Annotated in this window: 23 protein-coding genes; 11 read left to right on the top strand and 12 right to left on the bottom strand. The window is 44.1% G+C overall.

The window, feature by feature from the left end; translation table 11 throughout:
- Window positions 1-38: 38 nt before the first annotated feature.
- From ACTQ9T_RS10340 to mrdA, 6 genes are all read right to left on the bottom strand, one after another.
- Entirely contained in the window at window positions 39-1,139 is a 1,101-nt protein-coding gene (locus ACTQ9T_RS10340; RefSeq protein WP_440464990.1) for a tryptophan--tRNA ligase, read from the bottom strand.
- Window positions 1,140-1,260: 121 nt separating this feature from the next.
- Complete coding sequence (locus ACTQ9T_RS10335) at window positions 1,261-2,352, bottom strand: LpxL/LpxP family acyltransferase (RefSeq protein ID WP_440464989.1); 1,092 nt, start codon at window positions 2,350-2,352, stop codon at window positions 1,261-1,263.
- Between the two features lie 238 nt (window positions 2,353-2,590).
- Window positions 2,591-2,977: a 30S ribosomal protein S9 gene (gene rpsI, locus ACTQ9T_RS10330; protein ID WP_010199221.1), complete on the bottom strand. Its 387-nt coding sequence runs from the start codon at window positions 2,975-2,977 to the stop codon at window positions 2,591-2,593.
- 10 nt (window positions 2,978-2,987) lie between these two features.
- Window positions 2,988-3,416 (bottom strand): 50S ribosomal protein L13, encoded by a 429-nt coding sequence (rplM, locus tag ACTQ9T_RS10325; RefSeq protein WP_010199223.1) that lies wholly within the window; start codon window positions 3,414-3,416, stop codon window positions 2,988-2,990.
- A gap of 213 nt (window positions 3,417-3,629) precedes the next feature.
- A complete protein-coding gene (gene rsmD, locus ACTQ9T_RS10320) occupies window positions 3,630-4,322 on the bottom strand; it encodes a 16S rRNA (guanine(966)-N(2))-methyltransferase RsmD (RefSeq protein ID WP_440464988.1) in 693 nt (230 codons plus the stop codon).
- A 28-nt stretch (window positions 4,323-4,350) separates the two neighbouring features.
- Entirely contained in the window at window positions 4,351-6,330 is a 1,980-nt protein-coding gene (gene mrdA / locus ACTQ9T_RS10315) for a penicillin-binding protein 2 (protein ID WP_440464987.1), read from the bottom strand.
- A 477-nt stretch (window positions 6,331-6,807) separates the two neighbouring features.
- On the opposite strand from mrdA, the gene ACTQ9T_RS10310 reads away from it, so the two are divergent.
- From ACTQ9T_RS10310 to adk, 6 genes are all read left to right on the top strand, one after another.
- The gene (locus ACTQ9T_RS10310; RefSeq protein WP_010199226.1) at window positions 6,808-8,142 is read left to right on the top strand and encodes a membrane protein; all 1,335 of its coding nucleotides are present in this window, start codon (window positions 6,808-6,810) and stop codon (window positions 8,140-8,142) included.
- 343 nt (window positions 8,143-8,485) lie between these two features.
- A complete protein-coding gene (locus ACTQ9T_RS10305; protein ID WP_010199227.1) occupies window positions 8,486-10,516 on the top strand; it encodes a heme lyase CcmF/NrfE family subunit in 2,031 nt (676 codons plus the stop codon).
- Window position 10,517: 1 nt separating this feature from the next.
- On the top strand, window positions 10,518-11,156 hold the full coding sequence (locus ACTQ9T_RS10300; protein ID WP_010199230.1) for a DsbE family thiol:disulfide interchange protein: 639 nt from the start codon (window positions 10,518-10,520) through the stop codon (window positions 11,154-11,156).
- Window positions 11,157-11,269: 113 nt separating this feature from the next.
- Window positions 11,270-11,773, top strand: a complete 504-nt coding sequence (locus ACTQ9T_RS10295; RefSeq protein WP_440464986.1) for a cytochrome c-type biogenesis protein — start codon at window positions 11,270-11,272, stop codon at window positions 11,771-11,773.
- Complete coding sequence (ccmI, locus tag ACTQ9T_RS10290) at window positions 11,770-13,050, top strand: c-type cytochrome biogenesis protein CcmI (RefSeq protein WP_440464985.1); 1,281 nt, start codon at window positions 11,770-11,772, stop codon at window positions 13,048-13,050. The genes ACTQ9T_RS10295 and ccmI overlap by 4 nt, the downstream gene beginning before the upstream one ends.
- Window positions 13,051-13,267: 217 nt before the next feature.
- Complete coding sequence (gene adk, locus ACTQ9T_RS10285) at window positions 13,268-13,936, top strand: adenylate kinase (RefSeq protein WP_189584221.1); 669 nt, start codon at window positions 13,268-13,270, stop codon at window positions 13,934-13,936.
- A gap of 201 nt (window positions 13,937-14,137) precedes the next feature.
- Here the strand turns inward: adk and secB are convergent, their stop codons facing one another.
- The 4 genes from secB to rsgA all read right to left on the bottom strand — a co-directional run bounded on the left by secB (window position 14,138) and on the right by rsgA (window position 17,071).
- On the bottom strand, window positions 14,138-14,590 hold the full coding sequence (gene secB / locus ACTQ9T_RS10280) for a protein-export chaperone SecB (RefSeq protein WP_010199239.1): 453 nt from the start codon (window positions 14,588-14,590) through the stop codon (window positions 14,138-14,140).
- A 214-nt stretch (window positions 14,591-14,804) separates the two neighbouring features.
- Entirely contained in the window at window positions 14,805-15,068 is a 264-nt protein-coding gene (gene grxC, locus ACTQ9T_RS10275; protein WP_010199242.1) for a glutaredoxin 3, read from the bottom strand.
- A gap of 302 nt (window positions 15,069-15,370) precedes the next feature.
- Window positions 15,371-15,826, bottom strand: a complete 456-nt coding sequence (locus ACTQ9T_RS10270; protein WP_010199245.1) for a rhodanese-like domain-containing protein — start codon at window positions 15,824-15,826, stop codon at window positions 15,371-15,373.
- Window positions 15,827-15,967: 141 nt separating this feature from the next.
- The gene (rsgA, locus tag ACTQ9T_RS10265) at window positions 15,968-17,071 is read right to left on the bottom strand and encodes a ribosome small subunit-dependent GTPase A (protein WP_189584224.1); all 1,104 of its coding nucleotides are present in this window, start codon (window positions 17,069-17,071) and stop codon (window positions 15,968-15,970) included.
- A 228-nt stretch (window positions 17,072-17,299) separates the two neighbouring features.
- Between rsgA and orn the strand changes: the two genes are divergently transcribed.
- The gene (gene orn / locus ACTQ9T_RS10260; RefSeq protein ID WP_037033272.1) at window positions 17,300-17,887 is read left to right on the top strand and encodes an oligoribonuclease; all 588 of its coding nucleotides are present in this window, start codon (window positions 17,300-17,302) and stop codon (window positions 17,885-17,887) included.
- 115 nt (window positions 17,888-18,002) lie between these two features.
- Here the strand turns inward: orn and ACTQ9T_RS10255 are convergent, their stop codons facing one another.
- Together ACTQ9T_RS10255 and ACTQ9T_RS10250 are read right to left on the bottom strand one after the other, a co-directional pair.
- Window positions 18,003-18,845: a UDP-2,3-diacylglucosamine diphosphatase gene (locus ACTQ9T_RS10255; RefSeq protein ID WP_440464984.1), complete on the bottom strand. Its 843-nt coding sequence runs from the start codon at window positions 18,843-18,845 to the stop codon at window positions 18,003-18,005.
- A gap of 115 nt (window positions 18,846-18,960) precedes the next feature.
- Window positions 18,961-19,476, bottom strand: a complete 516-nt coding sequence (locus ACTQ9T_RS10250) for a peptidylprolyl isomerase (RefSeq protein ID WP_440464983.1) — start codon at window positions 19,474-19,476, stop codon at window positions 18,961-18,963.
- A 354-nt stretch (window positions 19,477-19,830) separates the two neighbouring features.
- On the opposite strand from ACTQ9T_RS10250, the gene ACTQ9T_RS10245 reads away from it, so the two are divergent.
- The 4 genes from ACTQ9T_RS10245 to ACTQ9T_RS10230 all read left to right on the top strand — a co-directional run bounded on the left by ACTQ9T_RS10245 (window position 19,831) and on the right by ACTQ9T_RS10230 (window position 24,097).
- Window positions 19,831-21,570 carry a glutamine--tRNA ligase/YqeY domain fusion protein gene (locus tag ACTQ9T_RS10245; protein WP_440464982.1) on the top strand — a complete coding sequence of 580 codons (1,740 nt, stop codon included), beginning with the start codon at window positions 19,831-19,833 and terminating at the stop codon, window positions 21,568-21,570.
- Window positions 21,571-21,753: 183 nt separating this feature from the next.
- On the top strand, window positions 21,754-22,305 hold the full coding sequence (locus ACTQ9T_RS10240) for a hypothetical protein (RefSeq protein WP_440464981.1): 552 nt from the start codon (window positions 21,754-21,756) through the stop codon (window positions 22,303-22,305).
- A gap of 260 nt (window positions 22,306-22,565) precedes the next feature.
- On the top strand, window positions 22,566-23,204 hold the full coding sequence (locus ACTQ9T_RS10235; RefSeq protein WP_010199256.1) for a peroxiredoxin: 639 nt from the start codon (window positions 22,566-22,568) through the stop codon (window positions 23,202-23,204).
- Window positions 23,205-23,434: 230 nt separating this feature from the next.
- On the top strand, window positions 23,435-24,097 hold the full coding sequence (locus ACTQ9T_RS10230; protein ID WP_194620197.1) for a glutathione S-transferase family protein: 663 nt from the start codon (window positions 23,435-23,437) through the stop codon (window positions 24,095-24,097).
- The last annotated feature ends 361 nt before the right edge of the window (window positions 24,098-24,458 follow it).

Below are 24,458 nucleotides of genomic sequence, written 5' to 3'. Positions count from 1 at the left end.
CACGTTTTATATCCGTATTGGTGACCATCATTAAATGACTATTTAAGTTTGGCAAGTGGACGAATACCAATGGCGCGGCGAGTCTTGTCTAACTGTTTACGGCTATGGCGACGGGCTTTTTCTGCACCCATTTGTAAGATTGCTTCCAACTCTTTCGGATTGGCCATTAGCTCTTGGTAACGCTCGCGAAATGGGGCAATCTCAGCATCTATTTTGTCAAATAATGCTTGCTTGGCATCGCCCCAGCCAATACCAGCAGCAAACTGTGCACGCATGTCGGCGATTTCTTGCGGCGTGGCAAAAGCTTTATAAATCTCAAAGATAGCAGAGTCGTCAGGATCTTTCGGCTCTTCAGGAAGCTGCGAGTTAGTGACGATTTTCATGATGGCTTTGTGCATTTGTTTTTCGGCACTGACTTGCGGATTGGACTCACCAAATAGCGGAATGGTATTGCCATAGCTTTTGCTCATTTTGCGCCCATCAAGACCAGTCAATAACGGGATATTGTCGTCAACGACCGCTGAGGGTAGGGTGAAAAGCGGTTTGTAGCGGTGGTTAAATGTACCGGCGATATCACGTGCCATCTCAATATGCTGAATTTGATCACGACCAACAGGCACATGGGTGGCGTTGAACATCAAGATATCTGCTGCCATCAGCACTGGATATCCAAACAGCCCCATATTAATACCTTGATCAGGATCAACGTCTTCTTTTTCCATATTGATATCGACCGCTGCTTTATAAGCATGAGCACGATTCATCAGACCTTTGGCACATGAACAATTTAAAATCCAAGCCAGCTCTGATATTTCTGGTACATCTGATTGACGATAAAAAGTCACACGCTCAGGGTCAAGACCGCAGGCAATCCAAGTCGCGGCAATGGCTTTGGTCGACTCATGGATGACGGCAGGGTCGTAACAGCCAATAATGCCATGATAATCTGCTAAAAAGAAAAATGCTTCATCATCACTGTTTTGAATAGACTGAATTGCTGGACGAATAGCACCAACGTAATTGCCTAAATGTAGCGTACCAGTTGGCTTGATACCAGTTAAAATGCGTTTGGCTTGCGTTGAGCTATTAGATATTTGGCTATCAGAGGTCTGATTATCAGAAGTACGGTTGTTACTCATGGGAAATCCATTATTTGGTTTATCAAATTATTATAAATTTATGGTTAGTTTTGCACAGTTAATGGCAAAAATATTAGCCTCAAAGTATAGCAAATTTTACTTATATTTTTGGGAATAAAGTCTACTTATAGATATTTGTGCGACCATTAGGCCCATGTTTAAAGCGCCGATGAAACCACATCCACTGGGTGGGATCGATACGAATGAGTCCTTCTAAGACTTCATTCACCTGAGTGGCGTCAGCAACCTCGTCATTACTTGGATAATTATGCAGCTCAGGCGTAATCGTCAGATGATAATGCGGGCGTTTGCCACTCGGCAAGTTATCTGGCGTTTGCCGATAGGTATGCAATGCCATGACAGCAGGCGGATGCGCCTTACTGCCCAATTTTGCCATGCGTCTTGAGGCAGTGATAGTGGCTGCAGGCACACCAAAGAACGGTGCCATGACACCTTGCTTAAGACCATAGTCTTGGTCAGGAGAATACCAAATGACATGCCCGGCTTTAATTGAACTCACCAAGCTACGCATGTCTCTGCTAGAGATTTGCTTACCAAATATGTTGGTACGACCATTGTAGATAAACCAGTCGAGTAGCGGGTTATTCTGTGTACGATACATACAATCTAAGGCAAAAAATTGCGCGCAAAACAATCCACCCAAATCAAGCATCGTATAATGTGCACCTAGTAAAATGACCGGACGATTTTCGTTTTGGGCATTAACTAAATGCTGTAGTCCTGAAATAGAAACGGTGCGAGTAAAGACATTCGGGCGGAACCAAGCACACAAGGTTTCAAATATACCAATACCTTGATTGACAAAGACCTGCTTTGCCATCAGCTCACGTTCAACTTCCGGCTTTTCTGGAAAGGCCAGTTTTAAATTAATGAGCGTATCACGTCGCCGCGAGCCTACAACTTTGTAAAACAAGATACCCACTTTACGCCCTAGCCAAAACTGCCAGCGTAGCGGTAGATAAATCATGGGCAACATCATCAAGAACAATAGCCAGATTGCCCAATATTTAGGCGATAAGAACTGCCATTGAAAGGGCTTTTTGTCTGCTCGTGCCGTACGTTTATGAGTTTGGGTAATCGTTGGCGTGCCGACAGGAATGGCGGGTGACTTATCCGACCGCTGCATACTCAGTGGTGGTATGCTATTTTTTGCTGGCGGTTTGCTGGGGTCGTATTGTTCGGGCGCTTTCATAATGTCCTTTTGTAGCACTGTTTATAACGTCGGAGCTAATGACAAAAAGTTATTATAATGATGGGGTAGTCGCTACTGGTTTGCAAGCTGGTTTTCGACACTTAATGAACAGCCATAAAAAAACCTCATAAACTGTGACCAGCTTATGAGGTTTTGCAAATCTATTCTTTTGCTTAATACTGTTAAATCGACTCTGAGAAAAAGGCGATAACCACAAAAAGCAAAGAAGTAGCTTTGATTAACGTTTCGAGAATTGTGGACGTTTACGTGCTTTACGTAGACCCAATTTCTTACGTTCAACTTGACGTGAATCACGAGTCACAAAACCAGCTGCTTTTAGAGCAGGTTTGTTGGCTTCGTCAAGCTCAATCAATGCACGCGTGATGCCGTGACGGATTGCGCCAGCTTGACCACTAATACCGCCGCCTTTTACAGTGATGTAAAGGTCATAAGCAGTAGGGGTGTCAAGTAATTCTAAAGGCTGACGAACAACCATGCGCGACGTTTCGCGACTGAAATACTCATCAAGTGGTTTGCCGTTAACAACAATGCTACCAGTACCTTTCGCTAAAAAGACACGAGCGGTAGAAGTTTTGCGGCGACCAGTTCCGTAATTGCGTTCCATAAGTATATCCTTAGATGTCTAGTGCTTTAGGTTGCTGTGCTTCATGTGGATGTTCAGTACCCGCATAAAGTTTCAGCTTCTTGATCATCGCATAGCCAAGAGGACCTTTTGGAAGCATACCCTTAACCGCTTTGTGTAGAACATCTTCAGGCTTATGTGCAAGCAATTTACTGAAGTTGGTTTCTTTGATACCACCTGGGTAGCCACTGTGACGATAGTACTTTTTATCTTGCGCTTTTTTACCCGTTACCGTGATTTTGTCAGCGTTGATGACAACAATAAAGTCACCAGTGTCAACGTGCGGCGTAAAAGATGGCTTATGCTTGCCACGTAAGCGAGTAGCGATTTGAGTGGCTAAGCGACCAAGGGTTTTGCCGTCAGCATCTACGACATACCAGTCATGGGTCACTTCAGCTGGTTTTGCACTAAGTGTTTTCATGATAAAACCTTAAAATTAGAATTCGTTGAGAGTTTAGCTGGGAAAACGGGGCTCTCAAAAAACAGACTGCACATTATAAGCAGTAGCGCCTACGCTTGCAAGCTGCATTGGGGTTTATTTTCGCCTTATATACATTAAACTGCAGCGTTGGCCAGTTTTTTAGCGGTTTTAAACATTTTTAAAATTTATTAACGGCTTTCATTAACCCGACAATTATGACGATGATAGGCGAAAAAGTCCAGCAACAACTTGTCCAACTTTGGTTTGTTTCAAGCATTCAAAGTTAATTGGTTGCTGAATAACAGATGGCTGAGTCATCATACTATTATTAATAGTCTCTTCTAACTGCTCCAATTGTGTCGCTAAGTCTCTGTCCGCTTCTAAATAAATAAGCGTCTCGGTGTTGATTAATGCTTGGGTAATAAGCGTCGCTAGAATAGGCTGCCATAAATCCTCAGCATAAGGCGGATCGATAAATACGACATCGAAAGGGCGCGGGACGATATGACTTTGCATCAATACTTGCTCTGCTGTGCCATTGATAATTTGATAGGTGTCAGCGTTGAGTCGCAACTGCTCAGCGCTTTGGCCTAGCATTTGACTTTGCCCACGATTCATCTCAATAAAGGTGCAGTGTGCTGCGCCACGAGACAGCGCTTCAAAGCCTAAGACGCCGCTACCTGCACAGCTATCAAGCACGTATGCACCATGGATGTCGGCAAGTAGCCAATTGAATAGTGTCTCCCGCAGGCGATCTGATGTTGGGCGCAGACCTTCAGCATCAATGAAACTGACGCTGCGACGTTTAAATTGCCCACCGATAATACGTACCTGACCGGCCGTCGATGATTTTTCCTGATGAGATGTTTTCCGTTTGGCATTACGCGATGCTGCTGTTTTTTTCATGGCCACTATTCTTTTTCTGTATTGGTTTTTATTCGGTCGCTGTCGTGGTTTCTGCTTGTGCGGCTGCTCGTTCTGCTAGTGCCTCTTCTTTATCACGCAGGGTGTCACGCATGATTTTTTCAAAGGCTTTTTGTCGTTTGATGACTTTTAGCTCATCAGCAGAGGGTGGCAGAATAGGATCGTTTTTGCGTTGTAATACCCAATAGTCAAACAGCGCGCGACCAATAGGTGCTGCCACGGCACTACCGCCGCCGCCGTTTTCGACCAACACGGCAAGGGCGATTTGTGGGTCTTCTACTGGCGCAAAACCATTGAACCACGCATGATCCCAGTGGCGTTTGTCTATCGCAGACTTATCATAACGTTTGCCTTGAGCGATGGATTTTACCTGTGCTGTACCAGTCTTGCCCGCGATACGATAGCGCGGGGTATAGATACCGCGTCCCGTGCCATCTTTAACCACACTTTCCATCGCATCATGCATACGCAGCCAATCAGAGGGTTTGCCGTTATAGTCAATTTTGCCATCGGGTTTGGTGATGACATTGACCGCTGCCGCACCATCGCTGCTTTTTAATAGATGCGGGGTGATATGATAGCCTTTGTTCGCAGTCATCGCTGTCGCATTAGCGATCTGTAGCGGCGTTGCCAAGAAATACCCTTGACCGATACTGACTGAGATGGTTTCACCAGGTAACCAGCCTTTATCGTAAGTGTCTTTTTTCCACTTAGGCGAAGGCATAATGCCTGACTTTTCATTGGGCAAGTCAATGCCTGTCTCTTCGCCAAAGCCAAAGCGTACCATCCAATCATGCAGACGCTGAATGCCCATCTCGTAGGCCAGTTTATAATAGTAGGTATCGACTGACATGACGATAGATTTCTTTAAATCTACCGAGCCATGACCTCCACGTTTCCAATCACGAAAACGATGCGAGTCACCAGGTAAGCTAAAATAACCGGGATCATAAATAGTCGTATTCCAATCTCGCAATCCATAGTGTAGCGCACCTAAACCTTCAAATGGTTTAATGGTAGAGGCAGGCGGGTACATGCCTTGTAGGGCGCGATTATAGAGGGGCTGATCAAGATCATCTTGTAGCGCCCCATAATCTTTAAAGGAAATGCCAGAAATAAAAGGGTTAGGGTCGTAACTTGGATTACTCACGAATGCGAGTACGTCACCGTTTTTTGGATCTATCGCTACAATGGCACCGCGGCGACCGTCAAGCTGCTGCTGAGCGATGGTTTGTAAACCATAGTCCAAGCTCAAGGTAATGTCATTCCCTGCAATCGGTGGCTTGGTGTCTAGTTGGCGGATGATGTTGCCGTGGGCGTCTGTTTCTACCGATTGGTAGCCCGGTTGCCCAAGTAAGATATCTTCATAAAAATCTTCGATGCCGATTTTGCCGATGAGATCCGTGCCCGCATAGCGATCTTTGTCAATGCGCTTGGTTTCTTTATCATTGATACGACCAACATAACCGATGACATGGGCAAACAGCTCGTCATAAGGATATGAGCGTGTCAGCTTACTCTGGATGGTTACGCCACGAAAGAAAGGTTTGCGCTCGCTAAATTGTGCCAGTTGCGCCTCGGTTAAGTCGATTTTGACGGTTACCGGATCGTTTTTGCTTTTGCTCAGACGTGCCAAAATATCCGTGATATCTTTATCAGTAAGCTCAAAAATAGGCGCGAGCAAATTTAAAGTGCGTTCTGGGTTTTCTACTTCATCAGGGCTTAGCATGGCAGTAAACACGGGCTGATTGTCTGCCAAAATCACACCATTACGATCATAAATATAACCACGGCTTGGCGGCGCAGATATTAGCTTAATGCGATTATTGTCTGCCTGTGTGGTGTATTTATCATGAGCATAAACTTGCAAATAACCATAGCGTATTAGCAAACCACTCAGACCCAAAAAGATTAACAGCCCAAAGATAATAATTCGGTGCGCAAAAATACGGTTGACCTGTTCGGTGTCGGAAGCTAGCGGTTTATTCATAGAAAATCAGTACTCAGGCGGTCAGAGAAGCATTGGAAATGGAATAAAAGGGCAGGGAAGTAAGCCAAAACGCGATGGATATAAAAGATAAGATAAAGGATTTCAATCACATACAGTATTATGAGTAAGCATTGGATTGCACGGGGTGGTATGCTAGGTTTCGCTGCAAATTAAGCACAAATTATAACAGAACAAACGCGAGGGCGCAGTACTCAGCCATTTATTTTGTTGTCATAATACGCCAGACAAGCGATAGACCATATTAATATTTTTTCTACCATCAGAATCACATAAAATATGTCACCTTTAGTCACAACTTGCTTCTGGTCTACATGTGCTAATAAACGGCAAGTATGCTAAAATCAGGCGATTTATTTTATAGTAGTTATTTGGGCGGAACGTCTTTTTAAGCGTTCTCAACTTGCTAAGCGTATTTCATTAGCAACGACAACCATCACGTCAGGGACACAGAAAGTCATGGACGCAACTTCATTGTGGCAGACGATAGCTGAGCACCCAGAGTTTTTTGCCATGCTGACCATTCCACCAGTGACGGCATTCGTCACTTGGATACATGTATGGATGGCGCTCAAAATGCTGTTTTATCCGGTCAAGTTTTGGGGTATTCGTATTCCGAACTTTCCATTTTTTGGTCTACCGGGTATCGGTTGGCAAGGTATCGTTCCGCGAAAAGCGGGCAAGATATCTGGGGTGATTGTAGATCAGACGCTCTCCAAATTGGGGTCGCTTAATGAGTTTTTTAAGGCGATGGAACCTGAGCAGATGGCAGTATTCATCACTGATACGGTGGATAAAAACCTTGAGCCACTGATTGATGAGATTATGCTGGATCACTCGCCAGCACTATGGGGCAATTTGCCTTATGCGTTAAAGCGTCGCGTCTATGCTCAAGCGCACAAAGAGCTGCCTAGTATCATGCAGTCGCTCGTGACGGATTTGACTTATCATGTCGAAGACTTGGTCGATATGCGTAAAATGATCGTTAATACGATGGAAAATGATCGACGCTTAATGGTCGATATGTTTTTGAAGGTAGGCCAAAAAGAGATTAACTTTATTTGGCATATCAGTGCGTTGATTGGACTGGTTTTCGGTATTATCCAAATGTTTATATTTTTGGTGGTGCCGCAGCATTGGACGGTGCCTTTCTTTGCCGCTATTTGGGGATTTCTCACCAACTGGATTGCCATTTGGATGGTGTTTAATCCAGTGCAGCCACACTTTATCCCTTATGTGAAGTTTTTTGCGCTGCAAAGTCGCTTCCCGTTTATTAGGCCGCAGCTGCCACATATTGGTCAGTACCGTTTTCAGGGTGGTTTCATGAAACGGCAAGAGGAAGTCTCTGAAGTTTTTGCTGAGATTGTGGTAAAGGATTTGGTCACGCTTGAGAACATCATGAATGAGATGATGTATGGGGATCGTGCTGTGCAAACGCGTGAACTTATGAAGTCGCACCTATATGAAGTGCTAGAATCTCCTGTCATTAGCACAACCTTGCGCGTAGGGCTTGGTCGCCGTGAATATGGACAGTTAAAAAACACTATCATTGACAAATCTATCGTTGCTACTATGGTGCCACTGCGAGATCCTGAGCTGAATGAAAGCCGAGCTAGTAAGATATTTGGGCTGTTTCGGGATCGTATTCGTGCGCTATCGCCAGATGAGTTTCAGAATTTATTACGTCCGGCGTTTCGTGAAGATGAGATGACACTTATCGTCTTGGGCGGATTGACTGGATTTTTGGCAGGTTGGTTGCATTTGGTATTGGTGTTTTTCCCAGCGATGCAGTAGTAGAGCAATGATTCAAAACTTTTAAAAGCTTTCTAAAATAATATAGTTAACAATATTAGGGCATGTTGAACATTCACAAAGCATTTATAAATAGTCACTTCTATTGCCAGTGCTATGGTTGAGTGCTCGACATGCCCTAGTTTAAGCCAGCTTCTTTGTATTAATAATTCGTATTAATACATCACGATAATAGTAGCGGGTTTTATGGGCTTCTATAGCCACTAAAACCTCAGTTTTCAACCGTAAACCATGATCAAATAAAGGATTATTTAGTGTTTGCCAGTGGCTAACCATGCCATCGGTGAACCTTTAATTGTATCCAAGGTAAACAAGGTTAGACCGTATGTTAATCACAGAATTGGGTTATTTTGCCTTGCTGATCGCTTTTATGTTGGCGATTTTGCAAGTAGTATTACCAACCATTGGCGTTATGCGTGATCACGTTGCTTGGCAGCGTCTGGCGCCAAGTTTGGCGTGGGCACAGTTTGCTGCAATGATTATCTCGTTTGGCGCTTTGATGGCAGGCTTTTATTATAATGATTTTAGCCTAGTCTATGTCAGTCAGCACTCTAATACTTTATTGCCTTGGTACTATAAGCTATCAGCGACATGGGGCGGGCATGAAGGGTCATTGTTGCTTTGGATGACCATCATGGCCACTTGGTGTGCCTTGGTCTCTTACTTTAGCCGCGGTCTGCCGCTATCTATGCGCGCGCGCGTACTGGTAATTTTGGCTGGCGTACAGATGATGATGCTGGCGATGCTGATTTTCACCTCGTCGCCGTTTGATCGTACCTTGCCGAATTTACCAGTTGATGGTGCCGATTTAAACCCGGTTCTACAAGATTTCGGTTTGATTATTCACCCACCCATGCTGTATATGGGTTATGTGGGTATGGTGGTGCCATTTGCGTTTTGTATGGCAGCACTGTGGGAAGGGCGCTTGGATGCCGTTTGGACACGTTGGTCGCGTCCATGGGCACTCGCTGCGTGGGGGTTTTTGACCATTGGTATCGCGCTGGGCTCGTGGTGGGCCTATTATGAGCTTGGCTGGGGTGGTTGGTGGTTCTGGGATCCAGTAGAGAACGCCTCACTGATGCCATGGCTTGCTGGTCTTGCTTTATTACATTCGCTAGCAGTAACAGAAAAGCGCGGTGTCTTTAAGGCTTGGACGATTATGCTGGCAATTTTTGCCTTTGCCCTCAGTCTGCTCGGTACTTTCTTAGTTCGCTCTGGGGTCATTACGTCGGTACATTCGTTCGCAGCCGATCCAACGCGTGGTCTGGTTATTTTGGTTATTTTGGGTGTGATCGTTGGCGGTGGTTTACTGATGTTTGCTATCCGCGGCTGGAGCTTGACGGTTGAGAGTCAGTACCAGCTCATCTCGCGTGAGTCATTCTTAGTCATCAATAACGTCATAATTTTGATTTCGACCTTGGTGGTGCTGCTTGGCACGCTATATCCTATCATTGCTGATGCCTTTAATTTAGGTCAAGTGTCCGTTGGTCCTCCTTACTTCAATGCGCTGTTTGTGCCTTTAACGTGGTTGTTGTTAATTGCAATGGGTATGGGCTCCAATATCCGCTGGAAAAAAGACAAGCGTCCATTACTAGGCGTTGGTATGGTCATTGCGGTTAGTAGTCTGGTGCTTGCGGCCATTATTACCTACTTTGTCCATCCCTCTTCTATGCTCAATATTGGCGTTACTTTGGCCGTTAGCTTTTGGGTATTGTTCTGGATGGTGGTCGACTTTAAAGACAAAACCAAAAATGCACCGAGCCTTTTAAAAGGCTTAAGTCAATTACGTTTGAGCTACTGGGGTCAGCAAACGGCACACATTGGCGTCTTAATAGCGGTTATCGGTATTGCCTTTACTAGTAGTCTGAGCATCGAGCGAGATGTGGCGCTGGGACCAAACGATAGCGTTCACGTGCAAGGCTATGACTTTACCGTAAAAGGCTTTAGCGAAGTCAAAGGCAGTAACTTTGATGCGACACAAGCTGAGGTATTAGTAAGCAAAGATGGTCAAGATGTGACCACCTTGTACCCTGAAAAGCGTAACTATATCATTAGTATGATGCCGATGACTGAAGCGGCGATTGATGCCAGCCTCATGCGTGATGTTTATGTGGCACTTGGCGAACCGATTGCTAAAGACAGCAACCAATGGGCGGTACGCATCTATGTGAAGCCGTTGATTCGTTGGATATGGCTTGGTGCTATTATTATGGCTCTAGGTGGGCTGCTAAGTATGTTAGATAAGCGCTATCGCATTAAAAAGCCTAAGACTGTCAGCCAAAATGTGATTAATGCTGCAGGTTTTGCAACAGTAGCAGATGTAGAAGTACCAGCAGCAAAGATGGGGGACAAATAGTATGACTAGGTCAAATAATACCTCTAATCAAAACGGCAACAAAACCATAAATAAAAAGCAGCTAAAGATATGGTTTGTCATTCCGCTCATCGTCTTTGCAGGCTTCGTGGTTATGCTCTACATGCGCTTAGGTCAGCCGACTGAGATCGTTACCAATACCGCGCTTGAGCGTCCAGTACCTGCTTTTGAGCTGCCATTGTTATCCGATACTAGCCGAATTATGACCAATGACAATCTGCCTGATCAACCGTTTTTGCTGAATATTTGGGGTTCTTGGTGTCCCACTTGTATTATCGAGCATCCTTTTTTAATGCAGTTAGAAGAGCGCGGTGTCAATTTGGTTGGCGTCAACTATAAAGATGAGATTGGTGATGCCCTCAGCTACCTCAACCGTGGTGGTGATCCATTCTCGATGTCTATTCAGGATTTATCGGGACAGTTTGCTCTAGACTTAGGTTTGACGGGTGCGCCTGAGACTTTCATCGTCGATGGTGAAGGGGTGATTCGTCAGCATATCATCGGTGAGATTAATGAGAGCAATTGGCAAAGTCGTATCACGCCTTGTCTCATGGTACTCAACGAAGCCAATAAGCGTAATGTCAGTCCTGACGCTACTCAGGTCAAGGAGGCGTGCAAATGATGACGATGTCTATAACGACTATGCTTATAAAACACATGAAGACTCTGAGCACGACATTCGCCAGCTTTATATCTGCCTGTTTGTTAAGTATAAGTCTTGCTATGAGCGTAAGTATGACCGCTTATGCCGCCATTGACGTTTACGACTTTGACTCTATACAACAAGAAGCCCAGTATCGTGGTCTCATCGAAGAGCTGCGCTGTCCCAAATGCCAAAATCAAAACCTTGCAGGTTCTGATGCGCCAATTGCTCAAGACCTAAAGCAAAAAACCTACGATATGGTCAAAGATGGTCGTAGTGATACCGAGATTCGCAGTTATATGCAGGAGCGCTATGGTGACTTTATTAGCTATAAGCCACCTGTCCGTCCTTCGACGTGGATACTATGGTTTTTCCCGCCGTTATTACTGGTGTTTTTAATTGTTGGTTGGTTTTGGCAGAGTAAGCGCCATCAGCGTATTGCCAGTGGTCAAAGTGGAGTGACGATGGACAGTAGCGCGGCTGCGTTGACGGCAGCAGAAAAAGCTGAACTTGATCGCCTGTTATCACGCGCCGATAGCAATAATAGCGTCAATAGAACGGATCATGACACCACCAGCCTCGAGGACAAAAAATGACCCTATTTTCTACCGTTGGCTTATTCATTGCTCTAAGCTTATTTATCGCTTTGATCCTTGGTGTTATCGCCATCATGCCGTGGTTAAGAGCCTCACGCGCACCAGATAAACCCGTGGACAATCAGCTACTCGATATCAATATCGCTGTCTTTCGGGCGCGCCTAGCAGAGCTAAAATCGGATAAGGATGCTGGCACGATTGATGATAGCCATTATCAAACCCAAAAGCTTGAGCTTGAACGTCAGCTTTTAGATGCACAGCGCGTTGTAGCACCGATGGTCGTACCAGGTATCAAAAGCCGATTGATTATTATAGTTTGGGTACCGGTCTTGGCGGTCATGGCATATCTGATGATTGGTGATCGCACGCCTGTTTTTGAATTGTGGGCTGCCGAGGATAAAGTTGGTCAAGTTGCTGATGATTTACTCACAGGTAAGATTGACCAGCCGCCAGCATGGGCCATTGAAGATGGGCAGCAGCTGATTAGCGCTATGCAAACCAATGTCTATCGCCACGCTGATGACTACAATCGCTGGATGCGCTTATCAGAGTTGTTCTTATCATTAGAGGCGACGGACTCGGCACTAGAAGCATTGTCGCGCGCCTATCGATTGTCGCCAGATAACGAAGAGATTGCGACGACGTACGCACAGATTAGCTTCTTTGCCAATAAAGGGCAGTTGGATGGTAATAGTCGTCGTGTTTTGGAGGCGGTTTTAGCCAAAAATCCACAGCATGAGGGTGCGCAAATGCTCATGGCAATGGGTGAGGCACGCAGTAGTAACTTTGATCAAGCACAAGGCTGGATTAAGCGTTTGCGCGCTAGTATTGCGGCCAAGCCTGGGGATCACACACAAGCACTGGCCAGTTTGGACGAGTTGAGTGCTAATGTGACGACTCAGCAGCAACAAGCCTCTGAAGGTATCGATGTCACAATAACGATCAACGCCAGTTTGTTACCGCTGGTCAAAGGCGATGATGTTTTGTTTGTAGCGATACGCGATGTCAAAGGTGGTCCGCCGTTTGCTGCTAAGCGTTTGCCAATTAGCGTGATTAAGCAAGGTGAGGTCAATATCAGTCTAAGCGATCTTGATGCCATGATGCCGACACGAACGCTAAAATCTGCCCGTGCAGACAAAATACAGTTGGCCGTCATTGCCCGCATTAGCCATAGCGGCAATGCCAGTGCAGAGTCAGGTGATTTATCGGGTAATCCTGTGGTGATTAGCGCTGAGCAAAATCAGGTCAACGTTGATATCAATCAACAGGTTCCTTGATATAATTCCCTCACACCATCAGTTTTTAATACCATTGCTGTTGCCCGTCGGAGTCACGCGCAATAGCATTATATGAACAGATAAGTCATGGCAACTTATCACAGTAATAATGAAAATACTTGAGCTTTGCAAAGCCACAAGGTAAGGTAGCTTTGCAATCAACCAATCCCTGATTTTTATTTGTCCCAAAATCCCATTTATTAAGGAGAGTCGTGTAATGATGCGTATTATTTTGCTAGGTCCACCAGGCGCCGGTAAAGGTACCCAAGCCCAGTTTATCTCTAAAGAATATGATATTCCGCAGATCTCAACGGGTGATATGCTGCGTGCAGCAATCAAAGAAGGTAGCGAGCTTGGCAAACAAGCCAAAGACATTATGAATGCTGGTGGTTTGGTTTCTGACGATCTCATCATCAACCTAGTGAAAGAACGTATCGCTAAGCCTGATTGCGCGAATGGTTGTATCTTGGATGGTTTTCCACGTACGATTCCTCAAGCCCAAGCACTTGCTGATGCAGACGTTGCGATTGATCATGTGATTGAAATCAGTGTGCCTGATGATGAAATCGTCAATCGCCTATCTGGTCGTCGCCAGCATCCAGGCTCAGGCCGTGTATATCATGTGGATCATAATCCACCGAAGCAAGAAGGCCTTGATGATGTGACTGGCGAAGCGCTTATCCAGCGTGAAGACGATGAAGAGTCTACCATTCGCGACCGTCTGTCTACTTATCATGAGCAAACATCAGCGCTCGTTGGTTTTTATCAAGATAAAGCCAAAGAAGGCGGCGATGTTGGTAATGCAGCGCCTAACTATGACAAGTTTGATGGTACCCAAGGCATCGATGAGGTTAAGCAACAAATCTTATCAGCCCTAAAAGGCTAGCTATCGATTGTAAATGATAGATGTAGTCAGTAAAAACCCTGTTCATTAGCAGGGTTTTTTTATGTCCAAAAATTGATAGTGATAAAACTGCCTTAAAATTATGGAACCAGCCCATAAAAAAAACCGCTCACTCATCATGAGTAAACGGCTTTTTTATCAAAATATATGACTTATAAAGTCAGTACACTTCTGATTTAAAACTTATGCGTTACCTTCAGCATCTACTTGCGCTTGTTGCTGGCTTTGCGCGTAAGCTTGATCAAAGTTAACAGGTGCTAGCAATAACTGCGGGAAGCTACCACGCGTCACGATGTCGCTGATGACTTCGCGAGCGTATGGGAATAGCACATTAGGGCAGTAAGCACCTAAAATTTGACCGATTTGATCTTCTGGAATATCTTTTAATAAGAAAATACCGGCTTGATGCACTTCAGCGATAAACGCCGCTTCATCTGCGTTTTTAGCCGTGACGCTTACCGTCAAAATCACTTGATAATGATCGTCGTCAAGTTTTTCAGCATTACTTGATAAGTTGATATCTAGCTCAGGGTTCCACTCTTTGGTGAATACGCCAGCGCCTGGTACTTCAAGTGACATGTCTTTGACATAAATGCGTTCTAGTGCCAATTGTGGTTGTGCTTGTTCTTCAGCCATGATAATTCCTCTAAAAGTTAATCAAATGAGTGGGCAAATAATAATTGTAATATAAATCGAGACTATGTTTCGAGGTTATTTCGAAGTTATTTAGACATTATCTCGATGTTTTTTACCAATTTTTTATTCTTACGGTTGTTGATTTTCGAATATCAAATCTTTACAAACGCAAAGATAGCACAGGTAAAGAATGACAGTCAGCAAAGTTAACAGATTAACCTGCTAATAGCTCGTCAAGTTTGCCCTGTTGGTTCATTTGATTGAGCTCATCAAAACCACCAACGAAAGTCTCACCGACGAAAATTTGTGGTACGGTGCGATAGTTATTGGTTTTTTGCATCAAAGCACGGCGCTCATCGCTGCTCATGTCATGCATACCGATTTCTTCATAGTCAACGCCTTTAGATTTTAGCAGTTGTTTGGCGTTTGAGCAGTAAGGGCAGATAGGAGTGGTGTAAACTTTAACAGATACAGTCATGGTAAATCCTTATTTATCAGTTTATGCGGCAACAGTTTTATTATAAACACTCATGTTATAAAAAATATTATAATCCGTCACCAACGAGTAAATTACAAATGTAATTGGTTATGCTCATTATAAAGTGGGGATGGGTAGCATAAATTCAAGCTGGCTAAGCCCAAAAGGTGTGACAGTAGCGTAAATGCCACACAAAAAAAGACACCCAATGAAGAAGTGTCTTTTTTCTAACTTTGCGCTGCTAGCAGTGAGAACGAGCGTGTAGCCTGAGCAAGCTACTTGATTAGGTAGGTTTACGCAAGCTACTTATGCAAGCTCGGTTTTGCCTTACCTTTATTTTTAGATTTGGCATCTTTTACACCGACCAACGGCATGCCAGCACTTTGCCAACCGCCAACACCGCCTTCTAAGCGGTAAACACTGTCTTTACCAATCATTTGGATGGCTGCGCCTGCTTGCACGCCCATATCGCAAATGATGATAACTGGATGCTCAATCGCACGAATCTCTTCGATACGGTCTTTGAGATCAGTAAAAGGTATGTTACGGCTGCCTTGGATATAACCGGTCTCAAACTTCTTTTTGGCTCGAATATCGATAAGCTGCGCGTTTTGCGAGTTCACCATCATCCCAAGGGTATTGGGTGATATTTTCTTACCGCTACGTTTGTTTTCGATGGCAAAGAACAGTACGGCAAGTACGGCTAATATGCCAAATAAAAACGGGTGGTTACCCACAAATTCTAGCGCACGATCCAAAACATACCTCCAAAAATGAGTGTTCTGTTAAGCTGAGAAGACAGCCTAACGATATTGAACAAGGCGCTATTATACCGATAAGGTCATCTATAGTAAACGTGCGATGCTCAACCTAATGTTTAACAGTTAATAAGGCAACGGTTAATAAGGTTTGGTGTCAGCTTCTTCTCTTAGCGTCACCAAATTTTCAACGCGGCGTTGCAGCACTTCACCGTCAGCAACGGCTTGCCATAACGCGCAGCCTTTGCTGTTGTGAGTGTGGCGACAATCACGGAATTGACAGTCACCTGACAGTGGTGCAAGCTCAACGAAGCCTGAGATGATATCATCCGGCGTCAAATGCCAAATACCATATTCGCGAATACCCGGCGTATCAACGATACCGCCTTGGGTTAAATCATCAGGGTTAAAGGGTAACAGACGGCTGGTGGTGGTGGTATGTTGACCAAGCTTTGAGTTCTCAGAGATGATATTGACGATCTGCCCAGAGTCTGGCAATAGCGCATTGATTAAACTGCTTTTACCAACACCCGATTGTCCGGCAAAAATAACCAGCTTTTTATCGATGTAGCGCTTGAGCTCATCCAGCCCTTCTTGCTCATCGCTATCTGCGACGTTTTCTGGGCAATCAACTGAGGTTAATACGCTCTCATAACCAAGGGCAGCATACTGTGCCAACAGCTCACTGGTATCGACGCCGTTTTCTGCTGCTAGTAAATCGGCTTTATTCAGCACCAATAGCGGCTTTACACCAGCATGATGGCAGACGACCAAATAGCGATCGATTAAGGTTGGTGCAGCAGCAGGCAACGGCGCAAACACAATGGCGAGAATATCGACATTAGCAGCAACGGGCTTGAGCTTATGATAGCGATCAGGCCGTGAGACGAGAGACGTGCGCGGCTTGACTGATTCGATACGTCCAAATCCCGTATTAGAATCGGCGCTCCAGCGTACTTGGTCACCAGCGGCCAGCATCGGCAAGTTGGTACGTACATGACAGCGCCAAATATCACCCAATTCAAGCGTTTGCCAAAACGGCTCAGGATCATCAGGGGCAACTTCTGGCTGCGCTGGGATGACCGCTGGCAAGCTGGTGACTTGTACTTCTAATTGTTTACCATAGTGCGCCATGACCACGCCATCCATCAAACTCTCATCGATGCTGTCTTGACTGATCAGCTGTTGTTTGTCGATGCGCCGAATCTGTTGTTTGGTCAGCTTGCGTTGCCGGATTAATGCCATGAGAGTGTGACCTATTAAAAAAATATTGCTAAGTGTAGCGTGAAAATTTGCTAACATACAGCCTAAAGCGCCTGTGCCAGACAGTGGTTTTGTAATGTTTAAGTTTTTTTGGATGTTATGAACCACCAAGCGCACAGCAATGCCATCTGCGCGTTGCCAGCTGGTGATGATTTACGTAAGTAATACTGCGCCAAAGTTGTTCCAAACTTTTTGACCATAGGACAAAATATGAGTACCGATGACCATCCCAATAAGATTAAAATCAGAAACCAAGGCAAAAAAGGGCTGGTATGGATTGACCTAGAAATGACCGGACTTGATACCATCAATGACGAGATTATCGAGATTGCTACCGTGGTGACGGACGAGGATCTCAATGTCCTTGCTGAAGGACCTGTATTCGCTATCAAAGTGTCTGACCGTATTTTAAACGGCATGGATGATTGGAATACCAAGCAGCATGGGCAGTCAGGGTTGGTGGATCGTGTGCGCCGTAGTACCGTGACATTGGCAGAAGCAGAAGCTGAGACGATTAAGTTCCTCAATAAATGGGTCGATAGCGGCAAGTCACCCATGTGTGGCAACTCCATCTGTCAAGATCGTCGCTTTATGGCGCGCCAAATGCCTGAGCTTGAGCGATTCTTTCACTATCGCAACCTTGATGTGTCATCAATCAAAGAGCTGTGTTTCCGCTGGCGTCCTGATATTCTCAGAAACTTTGAAAAAGGTGGCAGTCATTTAGCATTGGATGATATTCGCGATTCTATCCGTGAACTAAAGCATTATCGTCAGCATTTCTTTAAACTTATGCCTTAGTATAATGGTTAGCAGAATAGCGATTCGCAGAATGTGAAATGGTATAAAAAAGGGTCTGTTACTTATGCAACAGACCCTTTTTCTTTTAAATGAAAGGTACTTAATGAGGCGCACCCTACACTAAATAGCTAAACTCAACCAAGCTAAACTCAGCATTATTATGCTCTAAGTGTTCTTCAGATATAACCGCACCAATCACCGCCACAACTTTGGATTGGCGTTTTTCTTCATCGAGCAACCGCCAATCCCCAAGGACATAACGTATCTTGTCATTATCCCTTTGATGAATGGCAGGGCGATGAGTATGTCCATGTAATAGCGCATCATTGTTATTCACAGCCACAGCTACAGCTTTGTCATTAACATCCATAATATGCGCGGCTTTATTGGCATTGTTCTTTTGACTTTTTTTACGCATGTTATCGGCGATAGCCAGACGTTTTTTTAGCGGTTTGTTCAGCAAATACCATTGGGTCATAGGATTGCGCATTACTTTGCGAAAAAACTGATATTTTTTATCATCAGTACACAAGGCATCGCCGTGCTCTAAGCGGTAGTCTTGTTGACCAACTTTTAAGGCGTAAGGCTCAAAAATAAGCTCGCCACCAAATAAATTGCAAAAAGGCTGCCCCAATAAAAAATCACGGTTGCCATGCATGACCAAAATCTCGCAGCCAGCTACGCGTAGTTTTTTCAACTTAGTAATAAGTGGGGTAAGCCAATGACTTTGTCGCTCCTCTTCTGATAAGGACAAATACACATCATCACCTAGCCAAACTTCGAACCAATCGCCCAAAATGAATAGGCGCTTAAGCGCAGGCAAGGCAAGGCAATCATCTAGTAGCGCCAAAAAAGCCTGCACTAAGGCAGGCTCTTCAGGCGATAAATGCAAATCGCTAATCAATACTTGCCGCACCTCATGAGGGCGGGTGGTAATTAGATGGTTAAAACTTTGCATTTATCCTTATCCTCGTGACTTGTCATAAGCTTCTATCAATAATGCTTATATCTTGACTATCACTTAATAACCATTACTTATTAAATGTTACTGAGAAGCCATTTTTTAATAACTATTACTGAGTAATGATGGTCGCTGAGTTGATAACGACTGGCTCTTTTGGTACGTCAGCATGCATGCCGAAACGACCAGTAGGAACGCCGCGCATTTTTTCGATCACATCCATACCGCTTGTTACTTTACCAAATACAGTGTAGCCCCAGCCCTGCATGTTTTTGCCAGAGTGGTTTAGGAAGTCGTTGTCTTTTACGTTAACGAAAAACTGGCTGGTTGCTGAATGCGGATCTTGCGTACGCGCCATCGCAATCGTACCAGCATCATTTTTTAGACCATTGTCTGCTTCGTTTTCAACTGGAGCATTGGTTGGCTTTTCATTCATTTCAGCGTCCATTCCGCCGCCTTGAATCATAAAGCCATCAATAATGCGATGAAAAATCGTGCCGTCATATTGACCAGATTTTACATAGTTTAAAAAGTTTTCTACGGTTTTTGGCGCTTTTTCTTCATTGAGTTCGATAACGATCGCACCCATATTGGTTTCAAGCTCTACTACTGGTGGCATGTCTACCATAAGATATTCCTTTTTGATTGCAGCGCCTAAAATGACGCTGTTAAGTGGTGGATAAAAAGTTGGTGGTTAAAAGTTATGGCTAGTCTAACGGCTTTTTTATCCCGTGTCATGTATCTGGCTGTTAATGCGTTTGCAAAAGCTGATAGAATAACGCAACTTTCCATTTTTAATGATTTTTGAACGCTGATTTTAACAGCGCCAATTTTAACAATTGGGTTTATGATCATCCATTTTTAGTAGCTTAGTTTTAGTAAATTAGTTTTAATAGTCCGGTTTTAATAGTTTGGTTTAAGTTTTCATGAGGCGTGATGGCACGCTGCATGAATGGACAATTTGCGTTAGGAGCAATGCCCGATGAGTGAGCACTCAAGCAACAATGCACAAAAAGATGAACAAAAAAACGACTTTATTCGTAATATCATTCGTGACGATGTCAATGCGCAAAAATACCAGCAGATTGTGACCCGTTTTCCGCCTGAGCCAAATGGCTACTTGCATTTGGGTCACGTAAAGTCCATTTGTCTAAACTTTGGCGTCGCTAAAGAGTTTGGTGGTATCTGTCATTTGCGCTATGACGACACCAACCCAACGGCCGAAAAGCAAGATTACATCGATAATATCAAAAACGATGTGCAATGGTTGGGCTTTGATTGGGCAGGCGAGGCGCTGCATGCTTCTAGCTACTTCGACCAGCTATATGTCTGGGCGGTGCAATTGATCGAGCAGGGCGATGCATACGTTGACCTACAGACCCCTGAGCAAATCAAAGAAAATCGCGGCTCATTCAATGAGGCAGGCAAGCCATCACCGCAGCGTGATGCCAGCGTCGCAGACAATTCAGCATTGTTTGAAGACATGAAAAACGGCAAATATGCAGACGGCACTGCCGTATTACGTGCCAAAATTGACATGACTGATGCCAATATGAATATGCGCGACCCAATTATCTACCGTGTGATGCATCAAGAACATCATCAGACCGGTGATAAATGGTGCATCTATCCTATGTATGATTTTGCCCATCCGTTGTCAGATGCCTTAGAAGGCATTACTCATTCGTTATGTACCCTTGAGTTTGAAGACCATCGTCCGTTTTATGATTGGATTGTCAATAAAATCGGCTTTGAGCAACCGCCGCATCAGTATGAGTTCTCACGCCTCAATGTTGACCATACGTTGACCAGTAAGCGTAAGCTCAAGCAATTGGTCGATGAAGCTATCGTCGATGGCTGGGATGATCCGCGCATGCCAACCGTCGCTGGTATGCGTCGTCGCGGCTATACGCCTGAAGGCTTGCGTGATTTCTGTGATCGCGTTGGTGTCTCTAAAGCGGATGGTGTGACTGATATGCGTTTGCTAGAATTTAGTATTCGTCAGTCGTTAGACAATACGACAGCACGCGGTATGGCGGTGCTTAAGCCATTGAAAGTGACCATTACTAACTTCAGCGATGCGGTCAGTCAGTGGGAAATGCTAAAAGCGGACAGCGTCAATGCGCGCTTTGACGCTGAGGCACAAACCTTATGGTTGACGCAGCCAAACCATCCCAATATCGATATGGGCGAGCGTGAGATTCCGTTTACCGAAACCCTTTATATCGATAAAGGCGATTACGAGATTGAACCGCCAGCAGGCTATAAGCGTCTATCACCTGAAAAGCCAGAAATTCGTTTGCGTAATACTTATGTATTGGCCGTGACCGAGCATATTACCGATGATAGTGGCAACGTCGTGGAGCTAAAAGCGACGATTGATCCGACGACCTTGGGTCAAAATCCTGAAGGCCGCAAGGTTAAAGGCGTGATTCATTGGGTATCGGCGAGCCAAGGGATTCCAGCCACCGTGCGTCTATACGAGCCGCTATTCAGTGTCGAAGATCCGAGTAACGTCAGTGACGTCCATCAAGCATTGAACCCTAACTCATTGACCGAGCTGAATGCCGTGGTTGAGCCATCATTGGTCAATGCTGATGCTGGCACGCGCTTCCAGTTTGAGCGTGAAGGCTACTTTATCTCTGATAGCGAAGAGCACAGTAGTGACAAGCCTGTGTTTAATCAAATTGTCAGCTTGCGTGACAGTTATAAACCAGCTTAATCTGTGTCAGTCATATCCTTATCGATAGCATTTTAATCTAATAATCAACAATAGTAGTTTGCAATGTTGCCCATTTCTAGTACGCTAGGGATGGGTTTTTTTGTGAAAAATGATAAATCTACAGACAGTGCCTATTTGTGAATTATCAAACACGCCCTAAACTTAACCTTAAAAGAGGATGTTATGAGTTTATATTGCTATAAATGTACCAACCAAACCTTATCACCGACTAAGCTTGATGATACCCTGTCAGCTTTGGTTTGCGAAGCCTGCGAAGGGACTTACCTCGATTTACTAAGCTATCGTACTTGGCTTGAGAATCATCCTGCTGTCAATAATGCGAATGAGACCTTAGACTCTTTTAGTGCAGATGAATTAGACAACACAGATAATGCGCTCATCTGTCAACGTTGTCGCAAGTTTATGCTGAAATATCGCATTAACAATGAGCATAAAAACACCATTAACGTTTGCCACACTTGTGATGATGTTTGGTTAGACCGAGGTGAATGGTCATTACTCAAATATCTAAACATGCAGGATAAACTCACCGCGGTAATGAGTGAGCCGTGGCAACAGCAACTAAGAAATCAAGATCGCGATCAGTCTTTTAAAAAACTTTATCAGCAGAAATTAGGCACAGATTTTGATAAAGTTGAAAATTTTGCGACGTGGTTGAGTGATCATCCACAAAAAAGTGATATTCAGCACTATTTGTCACAACATAAACCTTAACAGGGCTATTATAGAACTGACCCAGACTCTACGTTCTCCGATAGTTTAGAGTAGAATAACCGCATTACAATCCGTCACAAGACATTGATAATCAGTTTGTTAAGATAAAGTAAGTTTTTCCTGACGTGTAGCCAGTCCTTTCTTATAGCGGCGCGCGTCAATGATAATAATAGAGCGCGTGATTTTCTTTATATGCTAATGCTTAAACATTGGCTTTTAGAGACCAGCGCTCATCACTAACAATAGCTAAGGAATTAAGCATGGCACATTTACGTTTAGGTGATAGCGCACCGAATTTTGACGCCACTACGACAGACGGCGACATCAACTTTTATGATTGGGCAGGGGATAGCTGGGTGGTTTTCTTTTCACATCCTGCAGACTATACGCCAGTATGTACAACTGAGCTTGGTCGTACCGCGGCATTAGGCGGCGAGTTTCAAAAGCGCAATGTGAAACCAATTGCTTTATCAGTTGATGGCTTAGAAGACCACAAAGGCTGGGTTGGCGATATTGAAGAGACTCAAGGAACTGCTGTCAACTTTCCAATCATTGCTGACTCTGAGCGCACCGTGGCCAATCTTTATGACATGATTCATCCCAATGCGGATAATACAGCGACGGTTAGAAGTGTCTTTATTATTGATCCTAACAAAAAAGTACGTTTGACCTTAACGTATCCAGCCAGCTGTGGTCGCAATTTCGACGAGATTATTCGCGTTATTGACGCTATGCAATTGTCGGACAAATATAACGTTGCCACTCCCGTCGACTGGAAAGACGGTGATGATGTCATCATTCCACCAAGCGTAAAAAATGAAGACATTGCAGCCAATTATCCTAAAGGTCATACAGAAATTAAGCCTTATTTGCGCACCACGCCAGCGCCTAACAAATAAAGTGCGCGTTTTTACAATTGCTTAAAAAATAAAAACCCTATAACTTACTGTTATGGGGTTTTTTACTATTCATATCACAAGCAGCGACAAGGTTTTGCTATGATAAAAAAACCAATAGTCACTGTACTAAGCGAGCAACAATAAACTTCTGTGCTTTGATAATATAACGATAATCATAAAAATTTACCGTTATCGTTCTTTTCGGAAATAACACTTAAAAGGAATTTGCCATGAAAAAACTATATATAACTCGTACTGCACCTAACCCTCGTAAAGCCCTTATTTTGCTTGCATCAAAAGGCATTGATGTCGATGATATGGATGACATCGACGTGATAGACATTGATTTTGCTGCTAACGAGCAGATGTCAGAGGCTTTCACTCAAATGAATCCGATGCAGACGGTACCTGTTTTAACGTTAGATGATGGTACGATGCTCAATGATTCGCAGGCGGTTTGTGAGTATCTTGATCGCGTTTATGGTGAGCGCTCAGTGATGGGTAACGATGTGGTACAGCGTGCCCAAGTCTGTTCTATGCGCCGCATCGCGGAGTTTGAAATACTGTACAACTTGATGCTGGCATTTCAGCACAGTCATCCATTAAAGGCACAACGTGTTGACCAAGTACCAGAATTTGTAGCCCCGTCCATTGCGCGTGCTGTCAAAGCCTTGGCATATTTCGAAACAAGCTTAGAAGGTCATGAGTATCTAGTCGGGGATCAACTGAGCTTTGCAGATATCGTGCTATATCTTGGTTTGGACTTTGGCAAAGCATTAAAAGTAGACCCCAAGGCTCATGGCGCGAATCTTGCGCGGTTTTATGAAAAAATGCATGAGCGTTTTAGTATTAAAAAACTGGCAAAAGCAGAACCTAAAGCGACCAATGAGTAGTGGATAGTAATTAAATCTGACTTTTTCCGTGCAATTAGAACCTGTTACATCGTCAATCGTGCTTTAGGTTTTAGTGGTTTGAAGTGCTAACTACCAACTGTGTAAATAGCTGTATTAAACACCCAAATAGGGATGGTTAACTAGAACTGTTAGCCATCCCTATTTTTTTGGAAACTCACTATGTTTATTTATTAAAAAATCATTAATAAAATGAAACGTTTCATTACATATGATAATAGGATCGAGGTTATAGTGGTTAAATTGTATCGGATTGCTGCTATTGGTTTTGTTTTATGAATAGCTATAAGAATCCTTATAAGTTAATACAGTCATAGCAGGCATCAGATAAGCTTAGTAAGAG

The sequence above is a fragment of the Psychrobacter sp. ASPA161_6 genome (genome assembly GCF_051970285.1).
Taxonomy (GTDB): domain Bacteria; phylum Pseudomonadota; class Gammaproteobacteria; order Pseudomonadales; family Moraxellaceae; genus Psychrobacter; species Psychrobacter glaciei.
Note: the sequence above shows the minus strand (reverse complement) of the source record. Positions and strands in the feature narration are given on the sequence as shown.

Excerpts from the sequence above, each read along its gene's own strand:
- ACTQ9T_RS10340 (WP_440464990.1), bottom strand. The coding sequence starts at position 1,139 with ATGAGTAACAACCGTACTTCTGATAATCAGACCTCTGATAGCCAAATA.
- ACTQ9T_RS10335 (WP_440464989.1), bottom strand. The coding sequence starts at position 2,352 with ATGAAAGCGCCCGAACAATACGACCCCAGCAAACCGCCAGCAAAAAAT.
- rpsI (WP_010199221.1), bottom strand. The coding sequence starts at position 2,977 with ATGGAACGCAATTACGGAACTGGTCGCCGCAAAACTTCTACCGCTCGT.
- rplM (WP_010199223.1), bottom strand. The coding sequence starts at position 3,416 with ATGAAAACACTTAGTGCAAAACCAGCTGAAGTGACCCATGACTGGTAT.
- rsmD (WP_440464988.1), bottom strand. The coding sequence starts at position 4,322 with ATGAAAAAAACAGCAGCATCGCGTAATGCCAAACGGAAAACATCTCAT.
- mrdA (WP_440464987.1), bottom strand. The coding sequence starts at position 6,330 with ATGAATAAACCGCTAGCTTCCGACACCGAACAGGTCAACCGTATTTTT.
- ACTQ9T_RS10310 (WP_010199226.1), top strand. The coding sequence starts at position 6,808 with ATGGACGCAACTTCATTGTGGCAGACGATAGCTGAGCACCCAGAGTTT.
- ACTQ9T_RS10305 (WP_010199227.1), top strand. The coding sequence starts at position 8,486 with ATGTTAATCACAGAATTGGGTTATTTTGCCTTGCTGATCGCTTTTATG.
- ACTQ9T_RS10300 (WP_010199230.1), top strand. The coding sequence starts at position 10,518 with ATGACTAGGTCAAATAATACCTCTAATCAAAACGGCAACAAAACCATA.
- ACTQ9T_RS10295 (WP_440464986.1), top strand. The coding sequence starts at position 11,270 with ATGACCGCTTATGCCGCCATTGACGTTTACGACTTTGACTCTATACAA.
- ccmI (WP_440464985.1), top strand. The coding sequence starts at position 11,770 with ATGACCCTATTTTCTACCGTTGGCTTATTCATTGCTCTAAGCTTATTT.
- adk (WP_189584221.1), top strand. The coding sequence starts at position 13,268 with ATGATGCGTATTATTTTGCTAGGTCCACCAGGCGCCGGTAAAGGTACC.
- secB (WP_010199239.1), bottom strand. The coding sequence starts at position 14,590 with ATGGCTGAAGAACAAGCACAACCACAATTGGCACTAGAACGCATTTAT.
- grxC (WP_010199242.1), bottom strand. The coding sequence starts at position 15,068 with ATGACTGTATCTGTTAAAGTTTACACCACTCCTATCTGCCCTTACTGC.
- rsgA (WP_189584224.1), bottom strand. The coding sequence starts at position 17,071 with ATGGCATTAATCCGGCAACGCAAGCTGACCAAACAACAGATTCGGCGC.
- orn (WP_037033272.1), top strand. The coding sequence starts at position 17,300 with ATGAGTACCGATGACCATCCCAATAAGATTAAAATCAGAAACCAAGGC.
- ACTQ9T_RS10255 (WP_440464984.1), bottom strand. The coding sequence starts at position 18,845 with ATGCAAAGTTTTAACCATCTAATTACCACCCGCCCTCATGAGGTGCGG.
- ACTQ9T_RS10250 (WP_440464983.1), bottom strand. The coding sequence starts at position 19,476 with ATGGTAGACATGCCACCAGTAGTAGAGCTTGAAACCAATATGGGTGCG.
- ACTQ9T_RS10245 (WP_440464982.1), top strand. The coding sequence starts at position 19,831 with ATGAGTGAGCACTCAAGCAACAATGCACAAAAAGATGAACAAAAAAAC.
- ACTQ9T_RS10240 (WP_440464981.1), top strand. The coding sequence starts at position 21,754 with ATGAGTTTATATTGCTATAAATGTACCAACCAAACCTTATCACCGACT.
- ACTQ9T_RS10235 (WP_010199256.1), top strand. The coding sequence starts at position 22,566 with ATGGCACATTTACGTTTAGGTGATAGCGCACCGAATTTTGACGCCACT.
- ACTQ9T_RS10230 (WP_194620197.1), top strand. The coding sequence starts at position 23,435 with ATGAAAAAACTATATATAACTCGTACTGCACCTAACCCTCGTAAAGCC.